The organism is Nocardiopsis endophytica (assembly GCF_027706725.1).
GTDB lineage: Bacteria > Actinomycetota > Actinomycetes > Streptosporangiales > Streptosporangiaceae > Nocardiopsis_A > Nocardiopsis_A endophytica.
Map to the genome: position 1 here is coordinate 1 of NZ_JAQFWQ010000044.1, position 20,996 is coordinate 20,996.

Below are 20,996 nucleotides of genomic sequence, written 5' to 3' on the forward strand. Positions count from 1 at the left end.
GCACCGGGGTGCGGGCGCCACGAGCGCGGGCGGGCACGCGCCTCCAGTACCGCGCTGCCGCCCGGACCGAGAGTGGCCCGACGGACGGCAGGCGGGGCCGGGGACCTGGCCGGCTCATCCGTCGCCGCCCATCACGGTGACCACGCACACGCGCCGCGCCCGACAACGCTGCCGCAAGGGCCGCCGGCCTGTCCTCGTCGCTGCCTTCTACCTCGCACCCCGCCGACCCTCAGCCCGGGCGGGGGCCGTGAGCGGGGGACGGCGTCGTCGTCCGTTCAGTCGGCTCCGTCGTTGCGCATGGTGGTGAACACCAGCGCGAGTACCAGGAACGTGGTGATCCTGTCGGCGGCCGGGATCCCGTTCCATGCCGGGCTCATCCACATGGCGAACCACTCGCCGCCGATGGTCTGGAAACCGGTGAACCACAGCAGGATCCCGGCCAGCAGGCCGACCACGCCCCACACCTTGGCCGCGTTGAAGTCCCGGTCCGGCCTTCGCAGGGAACGGGCGGTGCGCCAGGCGCCGAGGCCGCAGGCGACGGCGGTGAACAGCTCGGCGGCGATGATCACGATGTAGACGGCGTGGTGCAGGACCGGCGAGGTCACCGCCCGGTAGTCGGTCCGGCTCAGTTCGTCGAGAGCCGGGTCATGGGAGTCCATGGACAACACCCGGGCGACGAACTCGAAGTTCACCGCGTAGTCGGTCACGTTGCCGAACACGACGAGGAGGAAGAACAGCGAGACCGAGCCGAGCACGGCCGCCTTGGCGGCCCGGACCGTCAGGACGTACCCGCTCGGGGCCTTCTCCGCCGGGGCCGGTGCGCCGCCGTCGCCCGTCGCCATGGTGCCTCCCGCCGGTCGGTGTCGCCGCTGTCGCCGACCGTGTCCCTGCCCTCGCCGAGGGTCGCCGAACCGGCGCGGAGGGGCCCGGATCCGGCGCCCTTCGCGGCCGGGACCACCCTCCGGTGGCGGTTGCGACCGGCGAGAGATCACCCCACGCGGCGGGACGCCATCGGTCGGTCCGGCGCCGGGCCGGTCCGCCTCACCACATCCTGCGGGCGCCTGCCGACGGGGTGGCCTCGAACAGGGACGGCGCCGTGAAGCCCTCCTCGCGGTAGGCCTCCTCCACGGCCCAGCCGCACTCCTCCACCTGCTCACGCTCAACCAGGGCGATCACGCAGCCCCCGAACCCGCCGCCGGTGATGCGCGCCCCCAGCGCCCCTGCCGCGAGCAGTGCCCGCACCGCCGTGTCCACCTCCGGCACGGTCACCTCGTAATCGTCGCGCAGCGACATGTGCGACGCGGTCAGCAGCGGCCCCACCTCGCGCAGGCGGCCGGCGCGGAGGTGGTCGACCGTGTCCAGCACCCGGGCGTTCTCGGTCACCACGTGGCGCACCCGGCGGCGGAGCTCCGGGGAGGCCAGTGCCGCCAGCGCCGCCTCCAGGTCCGTGACGTCGCGCAGCGCCGCCACGCCCAGTGCCTTCGCCGCCTCCTGGCAGGCCCGGTGGCGGTCGGCGTAGTGCCCCTCCACCAGCCGGTGCGGCGCGCGGGTGTCGACCACCAGCACCGTCATCCCCTGCCGGTCCGGCGCGAACGGCACCTGCTCGGTCTCCATGGTCCGGGTGTCCATGAACAGCGCGTGCCCCTGGGCCGACAGCATCGACGCCGACTGGTCCAGCACCCCGCACGGCATCCCGACGAAGTCGTTCTCCACCCGCCGCGCCATGCGGATGACCTGCGACGCCGACGGCTCGGCCCCGTGCAGGGCCGCGCCCGCCATGACCGCCGCGCAGCTCAGCGCCGCCGACGAGGACAGGCCCGCGCCGCTCGGGATGGTGCTGTCCACCAGCAGGTCCAGCCCGTCCACCCGGTACCCCTCCTGCCGGAGGACCCACAGCGCCCCCGCCGGGTAGGCGGCCCACCCCTCGACCGTGCCGGGTGCCGGTTCGGTGACGTCGAACTCGATCCCCTCCGGCGCCTGCAGGGACCGAAGGCGCACCCTCCCGTCCGCCCGCGCCGCCGCCGCGGCGTGCAGCGTGTGGGGGAGCGCGAACGGCAGCACGAACCCGTCGCTGTAGTCGGTGTGCTCCCCGATCAGGTTGATCCGCCCCGGCGCGGCCCACACCCCCTCAGGTGCGTATCCGAAGTGCCGGGTGAAGGCGTCCGCGGCCTGCTCGGCCCGGCGGTCCGCGTTCACCGGCGACGGCCCGTCCGCCGGCGCCTCCGCCTGCCCGTTCGCCGCCTCAGTCATGGTGCGCCTCCCGCTTCAGGAAGAACTCCCAGGCGTCCCCCACCGTCTCCTCCAGCGTCCGCTCCGGCCTCCAGCCCAGCTCCTCGCGGGCCCGGTCGTTGGCGGCGACCAGCACCGCCGGGTCGCCCGCACGGCGCGCGTGGTCCTCGGCCGGGACCTCGCGCCCCGTCACCCGCCGGACGGTCTCGATCACCTCGCGCACGCTGCTCCCGCCGCCGGTCCCGAGGTTGTACACCCGGTGCGCCCCCGGCTCGACCGCCTCCAGCGCCCGCAGGTGCGCGTCGGCCAGATCGGCCACGTGCAGGTAGTCGCGCACGGCCGTCCCGTCCTTCGTCGGGTAGTCGGTGCCGAACACGCGGGCGCACTCGTCCCGCCCGGCCGCCGCCTTCAGCAGGTTCGGCACCAGGTGCGTCTCGGTCGCGTGCCGCTCCCCGAACCCGAGGTGGGCCCCGGCGACGTTGAAGTACCGGAGGCTCACCGCCCCCAGCCCGTAGGCGCGCGCCCAGGAGGCGAGCAGGTGGTCGGCGGCCAGCTTGGTGGCGCCGTAGGGGTTGGTCGGCACCGCCGGGTCGGTCTCGCGCAGCGGCGCGCCGGAGGCGGGCTCGCCGTAGGCGGCGGCGCTGGAGGAGAACACCATGCGGCGCACCCCGTGCCGTACCGCCGCCCGGGCGAGGGCGAGCGTGCCGCCGACGTTGGTGTGCCAGTACTCGTCGGGGTCCTCGACCGACCGGCCGACCAGCGACTTCCCGGCGAAGTGCAGGACCGCGCCGTAGCCGGGCTCCAGGACCTCGGCCGCATCGTGCAGGCCGGCCTCGACGAGGCGCGCCCCGTCCGGCACGGCGTCCCGGTGGCCGGTCGACAGGTCGTCGAGCACGGTCACCTCGTGTCCGGCGCCGAGCAGCAGCGCGGTCACCACGCTGCCGATGTATCCGGCGCCGCCGGTGACGAGCAGTCTCACACGGTCCTCCGGGGGGTTCGGGGGTGAAGGGGGTCGAGAGGGACGATGGGGCGAGGGCAGCGGCGGGGGAGGGGCGGCCTCACGGCGCCGCCGCCCGCAGCCGCTCGGCGACGGCCTCCGGTGCCACGTCGCTGATGAAGACCCCCATGCCGGACTCGGTCCCGGCCAGGTACTTGAGCTTGTCGGCGGCCCGCCGCACCGAGAACAGCTCCAGGTGCAGCCGGGCCAGGTCGCGCCCCTCGTGCACCGGCGCCTGGTGCCAGGCCGAGATGTAGGGCAGCGGCGCCCCGTAGAGCGCGTCGAAGCGGCCCAGCACGTCCAGGTAGACCCCGGCGAGGTCGCGGCGCTCCTCGTCGGTGAGGGCGGGCAGGTCGGGCACGGCCCGGTGCGGGTACAGGTGCACCTCCACCGGCCAGCGCGCCGCCGCCGGGACGAAGGCGGTCCAGTGCGCGGTGCGCGCCACCACCCGCAGCCCCGACTTCTGCTCGGCGTGCAGCACGTCGGCGAACAGGTCGCCGCCGGTCCGCGCGCGGTACTCGGCGGCCGAGTCGAGCATGCGCCGGGTGCGCGGGGCGACGAACGGCAGGGCGTAGATCTGCCCGTGCGGGTGGTGCAGGGTCACCCCGATCTCCCGGCCCCGGTTCTCGAAGCAGTACACCTGCTCCACGCCGGGCAGCGCGGACAGCGCGCGGGTGCGGTCCACCCAGGCCTCCACGACCGTCTCCGCCCGCTCGTGCCCGAGGTCGACGAAGGAGGCGTCGTGGTCGGAGCCGAAGACCAGCACCTCGCACCGGCCCGCCCCGACCCTGCGGGTGTGCTCCAGCTCCCCGACGTCCTCCAGCACCCGCCCGTCGTCGGCGACCAGGGACGGGAAGCGGTTCTCGAAGGCCACCACGTCGTAGGAGGAGGCGGGGATCTCGGTGGCGCGCCCGTCCGTGGAGGGGCACAGCGGGCAGTCGTCGCTGGGCGGCAGGTGGGTGCGGCCCTGGCGGTGCGAGGCGACCACCACCCACTCGCGCAGCAGCGGGTCGAACCGCATCTCCGACCCCGTCGCCGACGGCGGCAGGTCGCGCGGGTCGGGGGCGGGGTCGCGCGGCGCGTCCCCCTCGTCGAAGTAGATGATCTCGCGTCCGTCCGCCAGGCGTGCGGCGGTCCTGATCATGCGTCCTCCCCGTCGGTCGGCCGGTCGCCGCCGTGCTCGCGGTGCCCGCCGTCCTCGCCGTCCTCGCCGTGCTCCGCGTCCGGCCCGGTGCCGGGCACGTCGGCGACCACCAGCCGCCCCACGCGCTCGGCCAGCGCCGCACGCGCCTCGGCGTCCATCCCGTCGTCGGTCACCAGCACGTCGCACCGCTCCAGCGGGGCGATGGTGCTGATGCCCACCGTCCCCCACTTGGTGTGGTCGGCGGCCACCACCAGGCGCCCGGCCGCCTCCACCAGCGCCCGGTCGGTCTCGGACTCCATCAGGTTGGGGGTGGTGAACCCGGCCCGCTCCTGCATGCCGTGCACCCCCAGCACCAGCGTGTCCAGGTTGAGGCCGCGGATGGAGGCCAGCGCCAGCGGCCCCACCAGGGCGTCGGAGGGGGTGCGGAACCCGCCGGTGAGCGCCACCGTCCGGTCGGGCCGGGGGGACTCGTGGAACACCTCGGCCACCCGCAGCGAGTTGGTGACCACGGTCAGGCCGGGCACCTCCGTCAGGTGCTCGGCGACGGCGGCCGTGGTGGTGCCCGCGGACAGGCCCACCGCGGTGTGCGGCTCGACCAGGCCGGCGACGGCGCGGGCCACGGCCCGCTTCTCGGCGGCCTGCCGGGTGGACTTGGCCTCGAAGCCGGGCTCCTCGGTGCGCGGCCCCTCCGGGGCGACCGCGCCGCCGTGGACCTTGCGCAGGGCGCCGCGGGCGGCCAGTGCGTCCAGGTCGCGGCGCACGGTCATGTCCGACACCGCCAGGCTCTCCACGAGCTCGGCGACCCGGACGGCCCCCGTGCGCCGCAGCCGGTCGAGGATCAGCTCCTGCCGTTGCGCGGCCAGCATCCGCCCCCCTGCGTGATCGAAGTTGTCGGATCTTGTTGGAATCACTGTCGTGCAGGGGGCCCGTCGGTGTCAATGTTCGGATCGGGCGGGGTCGGATCAGGGGACCACTGCGGAAATTTGTTGGAAAAAGTTGGAGTCCGTTGACAAGTGGGGGCCTAGGTGTCGAACATGTCTGGAACGCCGGAGTGACCCACTTCACGCACCTCGGAGGTCCCCCGATGCACCACAGACCTACGGGCCCACCGGCCCTGGGGCGCCGCGCCCTGCTGCGCGGCCTGGCCGGCGCCGCCGCGCTCACGGCGGTGCCGGGACTGGCCGCATGCGGTTCCCGGCGCGGGGATCCCGGGGTGGTCACCATGGGCTCCAACCGCGCCAACGACGCCCAGCGCGAGGCCGTGGGCGAGATCCTCGGCCTGTGGGAGGCCGACTCCGGGATCACCGTGGAGCTGAACACCATCGACTCCACGAGCTTCCAGGAGAGCCTCAACAACTACCTGCAGGGCACACCCGACGACGTCATCGCCTGGTTCGCCGGGTACCGCACCCGGTTCTTCGCCGAACGGGGCCTGATCAGCGAGGTCAGCCAGGTGTGGGACGAGCGCTTCCAGGGCGCCTTCTCCGACCAGGTGCGCGACCTGTGCAGCGCCCCGGACGGGAAGCAGTACATGATCCCCGACTCCACATCCCCCTGGGCGGTCTTCTACTTCAAGAGCGTCTTCGAGGAGCGCGGATACGACGTGCCCGCCACCCGCGAGGAGTTCGTCGACCTGTGCGAGCGCATGAGCGAGGACGGCCTGCAGCCCCTGGCCTACGGGGTGCGCGAGGGCTGGCCCGCGATGGGCACCTTCGACCACCTCAACCTGCGCATCAACGGCCCCGAGTTCCATCTGTCCCTGCTCGACGGCGACGAGTCCTGGGACAGCCCCGAGGTCCGCAGCGTCTTCGGCGCCTGGGCCGAGCTGCTGCCCTACCACCAGGCCGCCCCGCTCGGGCGCGGCATCAACGAGGCGCAGACCTCCCTGGTGCGCGGCGAGGCCGGGATGATGCTCTGCGGCCTGTTCCTCACCCACGTCATGTCCGAAGACCAGATCGCCGACCTCGACTGCTTCCCGTTCCCCGAGTTCGACCCCGAGATCGGGTCGGACGCGATGGAGACCCCCGTCGACGGGTTCATGGTCTCCGCCGACCCGCGCAACCCCGAGGCCGCCATGGACCTGGTCGGCCACATGGGCACGCTGCGGTCCCAGGAGATCTACACCGCCATCGACCCCCAGGCGCTGCCCGTCCACCAGGACGCCGACACCTCCGGGCTGAGCGATCTGGACGCCAAGATCATGGGGATGATCGCCGGCGCCGACACCCTCACCCAGTACATGGACCGCGACACCCGGCCCGACTTCGCCTCCATCGTCATGATCCCCGCCATGCAGCGCTTCCTGCGGCGGCCCGACGACATCGCCGACCTCACCGCCAGCATCCAGCGCCAGAAGGTCTCCATCTTCGGCCGTTGAGGCCGCCCACCCCCGGAAGGAGGAACGCGTGGTCCCCAGCACCCCCTCGCCGCCGCACGCGGCCGAGCCCGGCGGGGCGCCCCCGCGCTCCGCACCCCGCCGCTCGCGCACCGCCCTGCGCAACGGCCGCGCCGACCGCATCACCCTGGCACTGATGATCGGCGTGCCCACGCTGCTGGTGGTCGGCCTGGTGTGGCTGCCCGCCGCCGCCACCATCGTGTTCTCGTTCACCCGCTGGGACGGCATCGGCGGACTCGACACCCTGGAGTGGGTCGGCACCCAGAACTACACCGACGCCTTCACCCTCTACCCGCCGTTCTGGCCGGCCCTGCGCAACAACCTCATCTGGCTGGTGTTCCTGTTCCTGGTGCCGACCCTGCTGGGCATGTTCCTGGCGGTCCTGCTCGACCGGGAGCTGCGCGGCGGCCGCATCTACCAGAGCGTGTTCTACATGCCCGTGGTGCTGTCGCTGGGCCTGGTCGGGTTCATCTGGCAGCTCATCTACTCCCAGGACCAGGGGCTGCTCAACACGTTCCTGGGCGCCACCACCGGGGCCGAGCCCGTCGACTGGTTCGGCGACCCCGACATCAACCTGTACGCCGTGCTCGTGGCCGCCGCCTGGCGGCACACCGGCTACATCATGCTGCTGTACCTGGCCGGGCTCAAGGCGGTCGACCCGTCGCTGCGCGAGGCCGCCGCGATCGACGGCGCCGGGCCGGTGCGCACCTTCACCAGCGTCGTCTTCCCGGCGCTGCGGCCGATCAACCTGGTGGTGCTCGTCGTCACCGTGATCGACGCGCTGCGCGCCTTCGACATCGTCTGGATCATCAACCGCGGCCGCAACGGCCTGGAGCTGATCTCGGCGCTGGTCACCGCGAACGTGATCGGCGAGGCGAGCCGGGTCGGCTTCGGCTCGGCGCTGGCCGTGATCATGCTGGCGTTCTCGCTGGTGTTCATCCTCATCTACGTGTCCACCCTGCTGAGAGGGGCCGACCGGTGACCGCCACCACCACAGCCGCCGCCCCCGCACCGCCCCGCGGCGCGGCGCCGCCCGAGCCGCGGCGCCGCGTGCGCCCGGCCCGCGCGGTGCTCCAGATCTTCCTCGCCGTGACGGCCCTGGCCTGGCTCTTCCCGATCGTGTGGGCCCTGGTCAACTCCTTCCGCGACTACGAGTTCACCGCTCAGCACGGCTACCTGTCCTTCGGCGGGTTCACCCTGGAGAACTACCGCCGCGCCTGGGTCGAGGGGGAGCTGCCCGGCTACTTCGTCAACTCGCTGATCATCACCGTCCCCTCGGTGCTGCTCATCCTGTTCCTGTCGTCGTGCGCGGCGTTCGTGCTGACCCACTACTCGCGCCGGTTCAACCTGGTGATGCTGGCGGTGTTCCTGGCCGCCAACCTGCTGCCGGTGCAGGCGCTGCTCGTCCCGCTCTTCCGGATGGCCAACGCCGTCCCGCTGCCGTACTGGATCAGCGAGTCCGGCGCGGTCTACGACAGCCACATCGGCGTGGTGCTCGTGCACACCGCCTTCCAGATGGGCTTCTGCACCTTCGTGCTGAGCAACTTCATGAAGGCGCTGCCGCCCTCGCTCATCGAGGCCGCGCGGGTGGACGGGGCCAGCGTGTTCCAGCAGTACTGGAGAGTGGTGCTGCCGCTGTGCCGCCCCAGCCTCGCCGCGCTGGCGACACTGCTGGTGACCTGGATCTACAACGACCTCTTCTGGGCGCTGGCACTGCTGTCCAGCGGCGACAAACTGCCCATCACCACCGCGCTGCAGAACCTGCAGAGCTCGTTCTTCGTCGACTACAACCTGCTGTCGGCCGGGTCGGTGCTCATCGCCCTGCCGACGCTGATCGTGTTCTTCGTACTCCAGCGCCACTTCGTGGCCGGACTGACCCTGGGAGCCAGCAAGGGATGACGGACCGCACCGCAGCCGCCGACGGCGCAGCCCGTTCCGAGCAGACCGACGAGACCGGCGGGCCCACCGGGCCCGCCGGCCCCGTGAACACGACCCGTACCGTCCGCCTCAGTGCCGCGGGGACCGCACTCGTCGTGCGGGTCCCCGCGGACGGGCTTCCGTATGTGCTGCACTGGGGTGCCGACCTGCCCGGCGGCGCCCAAGGGCTGGCCGAGGCATCGGTCCCGCCCGCCATGAACAACGACACCGACACGCCCCGGCACATCTCCCTGGTGCCGACCCAAGGGGAGGGCTGGCGCGGCCACCCCGGCATCGCCGGGCACCACGAGGGCCGGGCCTCCTTCCCCCGCTGGCGCGTGCGGGAGGTCGACGACGGGTCCGAAGGCGGCTCCCTCACCGTCACCGCCGAGGCCGACGGCCTGGAGCTCACCTGCGAGCTGCGCATGGAGCTCTCCGGCCTCGTGCGCGTCCGGCACACCGTCACCAACACCGACCCGGCCCCCTGGACCCTCGACACGCTCATGGCCGCGCTGCCCCTGCCCCGTGAGGCCGAGGAGGTCCTCGACCTCACGGGCCGCTGGTGCCGCGAACGCTCCCCCCAGCGCAGCGGACTCGGCATGGGCACCCGCATGCGCGCCTCCCGGCGCGGGCGCACCGGCCACGACGCCCCGCTCGTGCTGACCGCCGGGACCCCCGGCTTCGGGTTCCGCACCGGCGAGGTGTGGGGCGTGCACACCGCGTGGAGCGGCGACCACGTCCACCTCGCCGAGCGCCTGCCCGAAGGCGCCGGACAGGCCGACGCCCTCCTCGCCGGGGGCGAGGCGCCCCACCCGGGCGAGGTGCGCCTGGCCCGGGGCGAGTCCTACACCACCCCCTGGGTCTTCTTCTCCTGGTCCGACCAGGGGCTCGACGGCATGTCCGCGCGCTTCCACCGGTGGCTGCGCTCCCGCCCCCACCACCCGTCCGCGCCGCGCCCGGTCGTCCTCAACACCTGGGAGGCCGTCTACTTCGACCACGACCTGGACAAGCTCAAGCGGCTCGCCGACACCGCCGCCGACATCGGCGTCGAACGCTTCGTCCTCGACGACGGGTGGTTCCGCGGCCGCCGCGACGACACCGCCGGGCTCGGCGACTGGACCGTGGACACCGGCGTGTGGCCCGAGGGGTTGCACCCCCTCTTCGACCACGTGCGCGCCCTGGGCATGGAGCCGGGGTTCTGGGTGGAGCCCGAGATGGTCAACCCCGACTCCGACCTCGTCCGCGCCCACCCCGACTGGATGCTCACCACCGAGGGCCGCCCCTCCCTGCCCAGCCGCAACCAGCAGCCGCTCGACCTGTCCCGGCCCGAGGCCTTCGACCACGTCTTCGGCCTGCTCGACGCCCTGGTGACCGAGTACCGCCCCGCCTTCCTCAAGTGGGACCACAACCGCGACTTCCTCGAACCCGTGCACGCGCCCACCGGGTCGGCCGGCACGCACGGCCAGACCCTGGCCGTCTACGAGCTGCTGGACCGGCTCCGCAAGGCCCACCCCGGCCTGGAGATCGAGTCCTGCTCCTCCGGCGGTGGCAGGGTCGACCTGGGCATCCTGGAGCGCACCGACCGGGTGTGGGGCTCGGACACCAACGACCCGCTCGAACGGCTCGCCCTGCAGCGCTGGACCGGGCTGCTGATCCCGCCCGAGCTGGTCGGCTCGCACGTGGGGGCGCGCACCGCGCACACCACCGGCCGCGACGCCGACCTGTCGCTGCGCTTCCTGACCGCGCTCATCGGGCACGCCGGGATCGAGTGGGACATCACCGCGTGCACCGACGAGGAACTGGCCGCCCTCGACGCGTGGATCCGCCTCTACAAGGAGCTGCGGCCGCTGCTGCACACCGGCCTCACCGTGCGCGGCGACGCCCCCGACCCGGCCGAGCAGCTCGACGGGGTCGTCGCCGAGGACGGGAGCGGGGCCGTGTTCCGCTACGCCCGCACGGCCTCCTCCGTGCGCGCCGCACCTGGACGGGTGCGCCTGCCCGGCCTGCGGGAGGACCGCACCTACCGGGTCGAGTGGCGCCGAGAGGCCGGGACGCCCTCGACGTTCGAGACGGCGCCGCCCCTGTGGACCACCGCCGGGGGGCTCACCGCCTCGGGGGCGGTGCTCGCCCGGTCGGGCCTGCAGATGCCCGTGCTCAACCCGTCCCAAGCCCTGCTCCTGCACCTGACGGAGGTCTGACGTGACCGCGCCCGACAAGCCCGCCTACCTGGAGGACTTCGCCCCGTCGCGGGGCGTGCGGCCGCCGCGCGCCCGCTTCACCACCGACGCGCCCTCGGTCGGCCTGAACGGGACCTGGCGCTTCCGCCTGCACCCCCGGGCCGAGGAGGCGACCGACGGTTTCGAAGAGCCCGGCTACGACGAGGCCGCTGGGGGCGGCGGCCCCGCCTGGTGCGACCTGCCCGTGCCGTCCCACTGGCAGATGCACGGCCACGGCGCGCCCGCCTACACCAACGTCGTGTACCCGTTCCCGGTGGACCCGCCGCACGTGCCCGACGAGAACCCCACCGGCGACTACCGGTGCGGGTTCGACCTGCCGCAGGGGTGGCCGGACGGGCCCGCGGTGCTCCGCTTCGAAGGGGTGGACTCCTGCTTCCGGGTGTGGCTGAACGGCACTGAGCTGGGGTTCGCCACCGGCAGCCGGCTGGCGTCGGAGTTCGATGTCGGACCCCTGCTGCGCCCCGGCAGGAACACGCTGGCCGTGCGGGTGCACCAGTGGTCGGCCGCCAGCTATCTGGAGGACCAGGACATGTGGTGGCTGTCGGGGATCTTCCGCGACGTCACCCTGCTCGCCCGGCCCGAGGACGGGGTCGCCGACCTGGCCGTGCACGCCGGCTACGACCCGGAGACGGGCACCGGCACGCTGCGGGTGGACGTCGACGGGGCGGCCGGTGCGCTGGTGTCCGTCCCGGAGCTGGGCCTGGAGGAGGCCGAGGCCGGGGTGGAGCACCGGGTCGGGGCCGTCGAGCCCTGGTCGGCGGAGCTGCCGCGGCTCTACGAGCTGGAGGTGCGCACGCCCGGGGAGCGGGTGCGCGCCCGCGTCGGCTTCCGCACCGTGGAGCTGGCCGGGGGGACGATCCGCGTCAACGGCCGCCCGCTGCTGCTGCGCGGGGTGAACCGGCACGAGTGGCACCCCGACCACGGGCGGGCCGTGTCCCTGGAGACCATGCGCGAGGACGTGCTGCTGATGAAGCGGCACAACATCAACGCGGTGCGCACCAGCCACTACCCGCCGCACCCCGACTTCCTGGACCTGTGCGACGAGCTGGGCCTGTGGGTCATCGACGAGTGCGACCTGGAGACGCACGGGTTCGAACTCCTGGGGTGGGAGGGCAACCCCTCCGACGACCCGCGCTGGGAGGAGGCCTGCATCGACCGGATCCGGCGCACGGTCGCGCGGGACCGCAACCACCCGAGCATCATCGTGTGGTCGCTGGGCAACGAGGCCGGGACAGGGCGCAACCTGGAGGCCATGGCCGCGTGGGTGCGCGAGAACGACCCGTCGCGGCTCGTGCACTACGAGGGCGACCGGGACTGCCCCTACGTGGACGTGTACTCGCGGATGTACGCGCCGCACGCGGAGGTCGAGCAGATCGGCCGGGGCGAGGAGGAGCCGACCGGCGACCCGGGGGCCGACGCGCACCGGCGGGGGCTGCCGTTCATCCTGTGCGAGTACGGCCACGCGATGGGGACCGGGCCCGGCGGCCTGGAGGAGTACCAGCGGCTGTTCGAGCGGTACGACCGGCTCCAGGGCGGGTTCGTCTGGGAGTGGATCGACCACGGGGTCCGGCGGGAGGAGGCCGACGGGACGGAGTGGTTCGCCTACGGCGGCGACTTCGGAGAGCCGCTGCACGACGAGAACTTCGTGGCCGACGGGCTGCTGCTGCCGGACCGGACGCCGGGCCCGGGGCTGGCGGCCTACGCCAAGACGATCGAGCCGGTGCGCGTGGTGCCCGACCCCGGTAAGGGGACGGTGACGGTCACCAATACCTGGGACTTCCGGGACACGTCCGGGCTGGCGTTCAGGTGGTGGCTGTCGGAGGACCACGCGTTCGGATGGCCCTCCCTGGTTCCCGGCAAGGGCGATCTGGACGTCCCCGTGCTCGCGCCCGGCGAGCAGGCGGAGGTCCCGCTGCCCGCCCTTCCGGAGGCGGTGGGCGACCGCGAATCGTGGATCACCGTCTCCGTGGTCCTGGCCAAGGACGAGCCCTGGGCGGAGGCGGGCCACGAGCTGGCCTGGGGGCAGGCGAGGGTCGGCGAGGCGCCGGCGGCCGCGCACACCCCTGAGCCGGTCGCCTCTTCGGGCGATGGCGGGGCGGTTCTCCGCATCGGCCCAGGGGAGATCGACGCGCGCACCGGTGACCTCCTGGCGGTCGGCGACGTGCGGGTGGGGCCGCTCGCGGTGGAGCTGTGGCGGGCGCCGACGGACAACGACGTCGCGCGGCACGGTGTGTCGGTGGAGCGCGGGTGGCGCGCGGCGGGCCTGCACCGGCTGACGTCGCGACTGGTGTCCCTCGGTTGGGAGGGGGACGAGTTCGTGGTCCGCAAGCGGGTCGCACCTGCGGCGCAGGGCTTCGGGATGCGGGTGGTGTACCGGTGGGGGACGGCGGACGGACGGCTGCTGCTGACCGTTGAGGGCGAGGCGGAAGGGGAGTGGCCGGGGCCGCTGCCGCGCTTCGGTGTGCACACGACCCTGCCGGAGACCCTGGACCGGGTCACGTGGTTCGGGGGCGGCCCGGGGGAGGCGTACCGCGACATCGCCCAGGCGGCGAGGGTGGGGCTCCACTCCAGCACGGTGGATGAGTTGCAGACGCCGTACCTGCGTCCTCAGGAGAACGGCAACCGCGTGGACGCGCGGCGGCTGGACCTGTACGGGGCGGACGGCACGGGCATTCGCGTCAGCGGGGCGCCGGTGTTCGACTTCAGCGCGCGGAGGTGGGACACGGCGGCCTTGGACGCGGCGGCCCACACGCACGAACTGGAGCCGGACGGGAGGGTGCACCTGTACCTGGACGCGGAGCACCAGGGGATCGGGACGGCGTCGTGCGGCCCGGAGACCCTGCCCCAGCACAGGCTTGAGGCAGGGAGCCACGTCCTGAGGCTGGCGTTCACGCCGGTGGGGTGAAGCCGCCCTTGAGGGAGTAGAGGAACCTCGCCCACTCGTCGGCGGGGAAGTCGAGGTGTCCGAGGTGTCTGTAGCGGCTGTCCCGGACGGCCGTTCTCAGCCCCTCGGACACCTCGACGCAGCTACTTGAGGCGCCGCTGTAGCTGGACTTATGCCATCGCTCAGTCGGCACCTTCCGCCTCCCCTCGCAGGGCTCCAAGGAACACCTGCCACTCGCTGGTAGGGAACTCCAGGTGGCCGAGGTGTCTGTGCTGGGTGTCGCGGACTCTGGCTGAACACCGAGTCTCCGCGACCTCGACGCACTGCGGGCCCGTGTTCGCGCTGTAGCTGGACTTGTGCCACCGGAAGGCGGTCATTGCAGTGATCTCCTGATCTGCTCGATGACAGTCTTGGACACACTCGGGGACAAGGATTCCGCCTGCATATCGCCGAAGATGGCGACCATGAAGTTGACTTGGTGAGGGTCGGAGACGACGTTCTCGCCGAACATGTGCTCTGCATGTCCGATAAGTCTCCCATCAGGGAGATTCATGATGCGAAACGGTGCAGACACCACGGGCCTGAGCGGAGCGTCGTCCGGAATGACCGAGAGACGTATCCGACGGTCCTCGAGCAGGGCCAGCACATGGGTGAGGCATTCGACCATCGCCTCCTTCGACCCGAGCACGCGGCGGAGAGCCGTCTCCTCAAGTACGAACGATAGTCGAGTGTTGTGCAGGTGTGCGAGGCGAGAGGTCCGTGCCTGGGTCAAATGGTCGATCTGTTCATCGGTGTCCTGTTGATCCCGTCCTTGGCGCATCACGGCGCGAGCGTACGCCGGGGACTGCAGCAGGCCGGGGATGAGCGCCGTCTGGTACTCGCGGATCTCCGACGCCTGGCGTTCCAGGACCGCGAAGGATCGCCACTCGTCCGGGATCTCACGGGTGTCGTTGATCTCCAGCCATAGTCGTTCGAGCTCGCCCGCCGTTGAGAGCGCCAGGTCGCCATCGGCCGCGTGCGCCCGTTTCGGGATACGTGTTCCGCGCTCGAATCCGCTGATCAACGCACTTGAGACATTGATCGCCGAGGCGAGTGACTGCTGAGTCATACCTGATGCGTTCCGGTGGCGTCGGAGTTCCGCGCCCCAACGGAGCCAGGGGGTACGGGGGGATTCGCTCACCACTACAGAATTACACGTAGCGCTGACAATGCACCACCAGATCTCCAGTATTGGTCAATGGAGTAGGGATTATGGCAGGTCACAGACTGTAGGGGCATCGTGGCTGCATCGAACAGCCCTTCACGAGGTGAAAAAATGTCCGATCTGTCCTGTGGTCCGCTTGTCCTCAGTGAGCGGGAACAGCTTCCCTGCACCTACGACGGGCTTCGCATCGCCCGTTCCCTCACCCGCATCCGGCTTCGCCCCCTGTGGGCGGACCCGCTCGTGGACGATGCCGAGCTCTGTGTCGACGAGGCCTTCTGCAACGCCCGCCGCCACACCCGCAGCGGTCACCCCGGCGGCACGGTCACCCTGGCCCTCTACGCCGCCGCCGACGGACCGCTCTACATCGACCTCGCCGACGCCGGCCCCCTCCGCCCAGGCGACCGGCCGCGCGTGCGCGCGGCCGCCCTCGACACCGATGTCGAGAGCGGCCGCGGCATGTTCCTCATCGACTCCCTCGCCGCCCACTGGCTCTACGTCCCCCGAGCCGACGGCGGGTGCCTGTCCCTCACGCTCCTCACCCCCGACCGGGCGCCCCTCCCGGTGCAGGGATGAACGGCACCGGACCTCAGGTCGCGAAGACCTGCGAGTCGTCCGCGAAGGCCTTGAACTCCAGCGCGTTCCCGGCCGGGTCGAGCAGGAACATCGTCCACTGCTCGCCCGGCTGCCCCTCGAACCGCACGTACGGCTCGATCACGAACCGCGTCCCGGCCGCGCGCAGCCGGTCGGCCAGCTTGTGGAACTCCGGAACGGCCAGGACCAGGCCGAAGTGGGGGACCGGCACGTCGTGGCCGTCGACGGGGTTGTGGATCCGCTTCTGCCGCTCGGGCGCCACGTGCGTCACGAACTGATGGCCGTGCAGGTTCCAGTCGATCCACGTGTCGGAGCTGCGGCCCTGCTCCAGCCCCAGCACCTCGCCGTAGAACCGGCGCGCGGCGTCCAGGTCGTCCACGGGCATGGCCAGGTGGAACCGGGGGATGGGCGAGTCGAGAGTGGTCATGGGCGGCCGCCTTCCATACGGGGAGAGGGTTCGCCGGCGGAGGCGCACGACGCCTCCGACCAGGCAATGTCTGAATGTTAACATTCGAACATCGCGGGCGGGAGGGGCCGGAGGTCCCGAGGCAAACGGCCGCCCCCGGATCGGTCAAGATCGCGTTGGCGGCGGGGCGCGGAGCCGTGACCGGGAAGACCCTGAGCCGGGTACCGGGGGCCGGCACGGCCGACCGGCGCCGCGGGCGAATCGCGCAGCCGCACCGAGCACGAGGAGGGGCCCATGTCGGCGAACGTCAACGATCCCGCCGTCCGAGCGTTCATCGAGGCCGTCAACTCCGGCGACCGGGAGGCGTTCGACGCAGCGCTCACCCCGGACGCCACGATGACCGACGACGGCAGCGAGCGCGACCTGAACCAGTGGGCCGACCGGGAGATCTTCTCCTCCAACGGGCGCATGGACGTCGTATCCGCCGAGGACGGCGGCCGGGACCTGGTCGCGGACTACACCAACGACACCTGGGGCGCCATGCGCACCCGGTGGAGGTTCACCGTCCGGGACGGCCGCATCGCCCGGTTCGACACGGGCCAGGCCTGACGGCCGGGACCGGGCTCGCGATGATCTCGGGAAAAAGGACCCTACGGGCGCGGTTTTAGCGTCGCTTTTCCCGAGATCATCGCGAAAGGGCCCACGGGGTCAGGAGGGCACCAGGTCGGGACGGACATCCCTGACCATGGCGAGCAGCTCGTCCCGGCGGGAGTTCCCGGGCAGGATGCGGACCGTGCGCCCCGTGGGGACCGCCCAGCCCGGGAACAGGGCGGGCGGCGCGTCGCCGTGCAGGTCGACCGCGACCACGAGGTCCCGCGCCCCGTCCGTCCTCCGCTGGGAGTCCGCCCGAACGCCGCTGATCGCCGACCAGGGCAACGGGATCTCGACCCCGGGGAACCACCACTTGCGCTCCTGGACGAGGGTGATTCCCTCAGCGTCGACCCGCACGCCCTGCCGGGCCGCCCGACGCGGCAGTCCGCGCGCCAGTAGCGTCGTGAGCACGGCGAACACCGCGAACAGGGCCGCGAAGAGGCCGAAGAACCCGGCGGCGTCCCAGAAGCCCGTCAGCGGGGCCTCCGACAGGAGGGGGAGGGCGACCGGCAGGACGGCCATTCCCACGGTGATGTAGGCGCAGAAGACCGCGGCGACCAGCCAGCCCTTGAAGTCCGACGTGCGCCCGCGCAGGTCCATCCAGTGGGAAGGGGCGGGGGCGTCGGCCTCGGGCGCCGCGCGCTCCGGCACCGCCGGCGGCGCACCCTCCGCCCCGCCGCACCACGCCCCGGGGCGGACCGCTTCGACCCCGGCACGAAGCCGGGCGGCGTGCGGGTGGGGGAGCCAAAGCAGCAACGCGGGGCCGTCGACCGGGGGCGAGGGCGTGAACGACCCGCCGAGCGGGCGTGCCCAGTAGGGGAGCCCCGGCGGGACTGGGCCTCGGCGCAGCTCGACGACCACGGTGTCCGTAGCGGCCGGGGGCGGGAAGGCGGGGCGCAGCGCCTTCACGTTCCGCCAGGGGACCGATACCTCGCGCCCGCCGAACCACCAGGCCCGTTCCTGCAGGAGGGTGAGGCCGCCGCCGTCGACCCTGATGCCCTGGGGCGCCCTGTCCCGGGGAGTCGAGCGCACGGTGAGCGCGGTGAAGAGCAGGAGGAGTGCCCACAGTGGGAGCGCGAAGAGCAGCGAGGCCGTCCCGCCGCCGGTGACGGGGAAGGCCAAGGCGCTCGCGGTGACCGCGACCGTGGGCAGGGCGGCGAAGAGGACGATGAGCGCCCACATCCACCGGCGGGTGTTCCGCCGGAGGCGGGAGAGGTCCACCCACGCGGCCGCCGTGGACGCGGTGGAGTCGGTCGGCCCCGCCTGTTCGCGCATGCCCAGAAGCGTGCCACAACCTCGTTGATCTCGGGAGAAACGACGCTAAAACCGTGCTTGTAGGGGCGTTTCTCCCGAGATCAACGAGGGGGCGGCGGTGCGGGGGCGTGGTGTTGTTGATCTCGGGGAAGTCGGGCTTATCGTGTCCGGTTCAACCCCGAGTTTCCCGAGATCAACGCGAGGATGGCGGGGTGAGTACGCGTACTCTGTCCCGGCCGCGGCTGATGGGGTGGGATGGAGGGCATGAGCGAGAACACCCCTCGGCCCCAGGACGGCGACGGCACTCCGGCCGTGGGCCCGGTCGGCAGTGGACCGGCCCCGGACCAGCCCCGATCCCAGACGCCGCCTCCGACCCCGGGCTCCCCACTGATCACCGCCGCCGCCTACGGGTTCGCGATGCCTTGGGCCGGAATGGGTGTGGTCTTCGGGGCCTTCATCGCCCTCATGGGGGCCGCCTTCTCCGACCTCGGCCCGTTGCTCGTCGTCGTCATCGTGCTCGTCCTGGCCGCCCTGCCCGCCAGTGCCCTCGGGGTGTGGTGGCTCGGCCGCACCGCTCTGAAGAGGAACGGGGGGCGTGCACCGAAGGCCGTGGCCTGGGTCGGGACCGGCTGCTTCGTCCTTTCCGCATTGACGTTCTACGGCGGCTCCACGGTCGACCATCTGGCCGCCGTGGGTCCGGCGGCCGGCCTGGTGGTGGGTGCGGGGTGCGCGCTCGTCGAGCGGTCGCCCCGCCTACGGGCGGTCGGCATCGCCGTCGCGGTCGTCGGGGCCCTCGCCGCGCCGCTCGCCATGCCGCCGCTGATCGAGTGGTACGAGGAGCGTTCGGAGCGCAGCACCGCCATGGGCGACCCGGGCACGGACTTCGCGGTCCTCGACGGCCCGGACTGGACGCGGACGGGCTTCAGCGACCAGTACGGGCGGCTCAACCTCTACTACAAGCACCGCGGCGGGGACCGTGTACGCGTCGAAACGTGGAACGGGACGCACGACGAACCGGTGGACGTCCAGTGCGACTACCCCCAGATGGAGTGCGAGCGGCGGGACGGCCTGGTGATCGTCCGCGAGGAGGGGGAGATCGACAAGGTCCGCACCGTCCTGCCCGACGGCACCGTGGTCGCCGTGTTCCCCGCTCAGCACGACGGCGAGGCCGACCTCGTGGCCGCCGCGCAGGACGTCCGCCCGGGGACGCAGGAGGAGCGCGAGCAGATCATCGACTCGCCTGAGGAGTGACCGGGGCCCCGGCCCCGCTTCGATCCGGACCGGTCACCCGTCCGAGGGGGTGACCTCCTCCGCCCACGCCCGCAGGCCTTCTGCGAACCCCTGCCTCGCCTCGGGCGACAACCGGTCCAGCACCCTCAGCAGCGGTGCGGCCCGGCTCGCCGCGAACCGCTCCATCAGCGGGCGGTACTCGGCGGACAGCGCCACGAGGACCCGACGGCGGTTGGCGGGGTCCTTGCGCCGCGTCACCAGCCCCGCGTAGGCCAGGTCCCCGACGAGCTCGCTCACGGTCGACAGGCGCACGCCCAGCCGGGACGACAGTTCGCCCACGGTCGGCTCCTGCCCGTGGACGAGCTGGGAGAGCACACTGCCGTGCCGCCCGGTGAGCCTGTTGCGCTCGAAGGCGTCGGCCAGCTCCCGGGGCATCTCCTCAGGCGCACGCCGGTACCAGGCTTCGAGCAGCGGCACGAAGCGCATGAAGCCGTCGATCACCTCAGGGGGCGGAAGCGCGTCGGGGGACGGGGCCGCCGTCCCGCCGTCGTCCACCGGCCCCGTGCCGCCGCCGTCGTTCATGGGATCCGACATTACTCCGGGCTCCGGGCTCCGGGCTCCGGGCTCGTCCCGTGTCCTCAACGCCGTCAGCGCCCTCAGTACGCGACCCCGAGCGGGCCGCGCTCGGTCTCCGGGCGTTCGAGGACCTCCAGCACCGCGTGGGCCAGGTCCGCCCGGGAGATGGTGGCGCCTCCCGGGGGGTTGGCACCGACGACGGAGCGGTAGGTGCCGGTCTTCGGGCGGTCGGTCAGGCGCGGAGGCCGGACCGCCGTCCACGGGGCGCCGCTGTCGCGCAGCGTCCGCTCCATCGTCCGCAGGTCCCGGTACACGTCGGCGAAGATGCGGCCGATCAGGGGGTGGACGACCAGGCGGTGCAGGAGCGGGTCGCCGGGGACGGGGCCGCCCAGGGGAGCGGCGCTGACGGCGACGATCCGCCGCTCACCGGTCTTCTCCATCGCCGCCACGACGGCCCGCGCCCACGCGGTCGCCGGGGAGCCGGCGCGGGCGCTCGCCCCGAGCCCGGAGAGGACGGCGTCCGCGTCGGCGAGGACGGGGACGAGCGCGTCGGCGGTGAACGAGTCCATCTCGACCGTGGAGAGCCGGTCGTGCTCGATGGGCAGCCGCGCCGGATCGCGGACGACCGCGGTGACGGTGTGCCCGGCGTCGAGGGCCTGCGCGGTGATCTCCTTACCCGTCCCGCCGGTGGCGCCGAATACCGCGAGGTGCATGGTGTCCTCCTTGGGCCCGATCCGGGTCGGGCGGGGCAGGGTCGGCCCCGCCCTGGCCGGGGACGCCCGCCCGTCCCGCCGATGCGGGTGATAGTTCGGATATACGAATAGTACAGCGGGTTTCCTCTCCTGCGGGACCGGGGCGGCCCGCGGCACTCGCTCTCACAGAGGAGGGGCGGCCGGGGCCGGTCGGGTTCCGTGTCCGTCCTTGCCCGCCCCTTCCCGTTCCAGCGTGCGCGAAATGGAAGGGCCGATATCCCGGTTGTGCGCTTCTCCATCGGATGACCCTGCGAAATACGGGGCGCTCGGCCCTGCGGGCGGAGCGGCGTGTGCGCGGACGCCGCGGGGTTCCGTCCCGTCCGCACCGGTTCCCTTCTGATGCGTCCGTGGAAAACGGGTATATCGGTGGACTCGGCGGATGCGCCCCCTGCATCCTGGAAGGAACGGCGGCCAGGAACGCGGATCCCCGGTCCTCCGGGAGCCCCGGCCGACCCGGGCGGCCGGCCTCGGCCTCCCCGACCTCTGCATCCCCCTGTCCACTGTTTTCGGAAATGCCCCACGGAGTGTC

Annotated in this window: 20 protein-coding genes; 8 read left to right on the forward strand and 12 right to left on the reverse strand. The window is 72.6% G+C overall.

What is annotated here, in order from left to right:
* Positions 1 to 275: 275 nt before the first annotated feature.
* The 5 genes from O4J56_RS16135 to O4J56_RS16155 all read right to left on the reverse strand — a co-directional run bounded on the left by O4J56_RS16135 (position 276) and on the right by O4J56_RS16155 (position 5,236).
* Positions 276 to 842: a DUF2165 family protein gene (locus tag O4J56_RS16135; protein WP_270686649.1), complete on the reverse strand. Its 567-nt coding sequence runs from the start codon at positions 840 to 842 to the stop codon at positions 276 to 278.
* 199 nt (positions 843 to 1,041) lie between these two features.
* Positions 1,042 to 2,250 (reverse strand): galactokinase, encoded by a 1,209-nt coding sequence (gene galK / locus O4J56_RS16140; protein WP_270686650.1) that lies wholly within the window; start codon positions 2,248 to 2,250, stop codon positions 1,042 to 1,044.
* Complete coding sequence (gene galE, locus O4J56_RS16145; protein WP_270686652.1) at positions 2,243 to 3,208, reverse strand: UDP-glucose 4-epimerase GalE; 966 nt, start codon at positions 3,206 to 3,208, stop codon at positions 2,243 to 2,245. The genes galK and galE overlap by 8 nt, the downstream gene beginning before the upstream one ends.
* Positions 3,209 to 3,287: 79 nt before the next feature.
* Entirely contained in the window at positions 3,288 to 4,370 is a 1,083-nt protein-coding gene (gene galT / locus O4J56_RS16150) for a galactose-1-phosphate uridylyltransferase (protein ID WP_270686653.1), read from the reverse strand.
* Positions 4,367 to 5,236 carry a DeoR/GlpR family DNA-binding transcription regulator gene (locus O4J56_RS16155; protein WP_270686654.1) on the reverse strand — a complete coding sequence of 290 codons (870 nt, stop codon included), beginning with the start codon at positions 5,234 to 5,236 and terminating at the stop codon, positions 4,367 to 4,369. The genes galT and O4J56_RS16155 overlap by 4 nt, the downstream gene beginning before the upstream one ends.
* Before the next feature lie 218 nt (positions 5,237 to 5,454).
* Between O4J56_RS16155 and O4J56_RS16160 the strand changes: the two genes are divergently transcribed.
* From O4J56_RS16160 to O4J56_RS16180, 5 genes are read left to right on the forward strand one after another with little or no spacing between them, the layout of a single operon-like run.
* Positions 5,455 to 6,747 carry an ABC transporter substrate-binding protein gene (locus O4J56_RS16160; RefSeq protein ID WP_270686655.1) on the forward strand — a complete coding sequence of 431 codons (1,293 nt, stop codon included), beginning with the start codon at positions 5,455 to 5,457 and terminating at the stop codon, positions 6,745 to 6,747.
* 28 nt (positions 6,748 to 6,775) lie between these two features.
* Positions 6,776 to 7,747 (forward strand): carbohydrate ABC transporter permease, encoded by a 972-nt coding sequence (locus O4J56_RS16165; RefSeq protein WP_270686656.1) that lies wholly within the window; start codon positions 6,776 to 6,778, stop codon positions 7,745 to 7,747.
* Positions 7,744 to 8,664 carry a carbohydrate ABC transporter permease gene (locus tag O4J56_RS16170; protein WP_408639127.1) on the forward strand — a complete coding sequence of 307 codons (921 nt, stop codon included), beginning with the start codon at positions 7,744 to 7,746 and terminating at the stop codon, positions 8,662 to 8,664. The genes O4J56_RS16165 and O4J56_RS16170 overlap by 4 nt, the downstream gene beginning before the upstream one ends.
* On the forward strand, positions 8,661 to 10,880 hold the full coding sequence (locus O4J56_RS16175; protein WP_408639128.1) for an alpha-galactosidase: 2,220 nt from the start codon (positions 8,661 to 8,663) through the stop codon (positions 10,878 to 10,880). Before O4J56_RS16170 ends, O4J56_RS16175 begins: the two co-directional genes overlap by 4 nt.
* 1 nt (position 10,881) lies before the next feature.
* Complete coding sequence (locus tag O4J56_RS16180) at positions 10,882 to 13,824, forward strand: glycoside hydrolase family 2 TIM barrel-domain containing protein (protein WP_270686657.1); 2,943 nt, start codon at positions 10,882 to 10,884, stop codon at positions 13,822 to 13,824.
* Here the strand turns inward: O4J56_RS16180 and O4J56_RS16185 are convergent.
* From O4J56_RS16185 to O4J56_RS16195, 3 genes are read right to left on the reverse strand one after another with little or no spacing between them, the layout of a single operon-like run.
* The gene (locus O4J56_RS16185; protein WP_270686658.1) at positions 13,808 to 13,996 is read right to left on the reverse strand and encodes a DUF397 domain-containing protein; all 189 of its coding nucleotides are present in this window, start codon (positions 13,994 to 13,996) and stop codon (positions 13,808 to 13,810) included. The two genes, O4J56_RS16180 and O4J56_RS16185, sit on opposite strands and share 17 nt — an antisense overlap.
* Complete coding sequence (locus O4J56_RS16190) at positions 13,986 to 14,180, reverse strand: DUF397 domain-containing protein (protein ID WP_270686659.1); 195 nt, start codon at positions 14,178 to 14,180, stop codon at positions 13,986 to 13,988. Before O4J56_RS16190 ends, O4J56_RS16185 begins: the two co-directional genes overlap by 11 nt.
* On the reverse strand, positions 14,177 to 14,986 hold the full coding sequence (locus O4J56_RS16195) for a helix-turn-helix domain-containing protein (RefSeq protein ID WP_333563803.1): 810 nt from the start codon (positions 14,984 to 14,986) through the stop codon (positions 14,177 to 14,179). The genes O4J56_RS16190 and O4J56_RS16195 overlap by 4 nt, the downstream gene beginning before the upstream one ends.
* Before the next feature lie 132 nt (positions 14,987 to 15,118).
* Here O4J56_RS16195 and O4J56_RS16200 point away from each other — a divergent pair, with 132 nt between their 5' ends.
* The gene (locus tag O4J56_RS16200; protein ID WP_270686662.1) at positions 15,119 to 15,580 is read left to right on the forward strand and encodes an ATP-binding protein; all 462 of its coding nucleotides are present in this window, start codon (positions 15,119 to 15,121) and stop codon (positions 15,578 to 15,580) included.
* A 13-nt stretch (positions 15,581 to 15,593) separates the two neighbouring features.
* On the opposite strand, the gene O4J56_RS16205 is transcribed toward O4J56_RS16200, so the two are convergent.
* A complete protein-coding gene (locus O4J56_RS16205) occupies positions 15,594 to 16,025 on the reverse strand; it encodes a VOC family protein (protein ID WP_270686664.1) in 432 nt (143 codons plus the stop codon).
* A 273-nt stretch (positions 16,026 to 16,298) separates the two neighbouring features.
* Between O4J56_RS16205 and O4J56_RS16210 the strand changes: the two genes are divergently transcribed.
* Positions 16,299 to 16,613, forward strand: a complete 315-nt coding sequence (locus tag O4J56_RS16210) for a nuclear transport factor 2 family protein (RefSeq protein ID WP_270686666.1) — start codon at positions 16,299 to 16,301, stop codon at positions 16,611 to 16,613.
* 99 nt (positions 16,614 to 16,712) lie between these two features.
* Here the strand turns inward: O4J56_RS16210 and O4J56_RS16215 are convergent, their stop codons facing one another.
* Complete coding sequence (locus O4J56_RS16215; protein WP_270686668.1) at positions 16,713 to 17,930, reverse strand: hypothetical protein; 1,218 nt, start codon at positions 17,928 to 17,930, stop codon at positions 16,713 to 16,715.
* 243 nt (positions 17,931 to 18,173) lie between these two features.
* Between O4J56_RS16215 and O4J56_RS16220 the strand changes: the two genes are divergently transcribed.
* Complete coding sequence (locus O4J56_RS16220; RefSeq protein WP_270686669.1) at positions 18,174 to 19,160, forward strand: response regulator; 987 nt, start codon at positions 18,174 to 18,176, stop codon at positions 19,158 to 19,160.
* A 33-nt stretch (positions 19,161 to 19,193) separates the two neighbouring features.
* Here O4J56_RS16220 and O4J56_RS16225 read toward each other — a convergent pair whose 3' ends face one another.
* Positions 19,194 to 19,721, reverse strand: coding sequence for a MarR family winged helix-turn-helix transcriptional regulator (locus O4J56_RS16225; protein ID WP_270686670.1), 528 nt, complete (start codon positions 19,719 to 19,721; stop codon positions 19,194 to 19,196).
* A 74-nt stretch (positions 19,722 to 19,795) separates the two neighbouring features.
* A complete protein-coding gene (locus O4J56_RS16230; RefSeq protein ID WP_270686671.1) occupies positions 19,796 to 20,428 on the reverse strand; it encodes an NAD(P)-dependent oxidoreductase in 633 nt (210 codons plus the stop codon).
* Positions 20,429 to 20,996 lie beyond the last annotated feature (568 nt).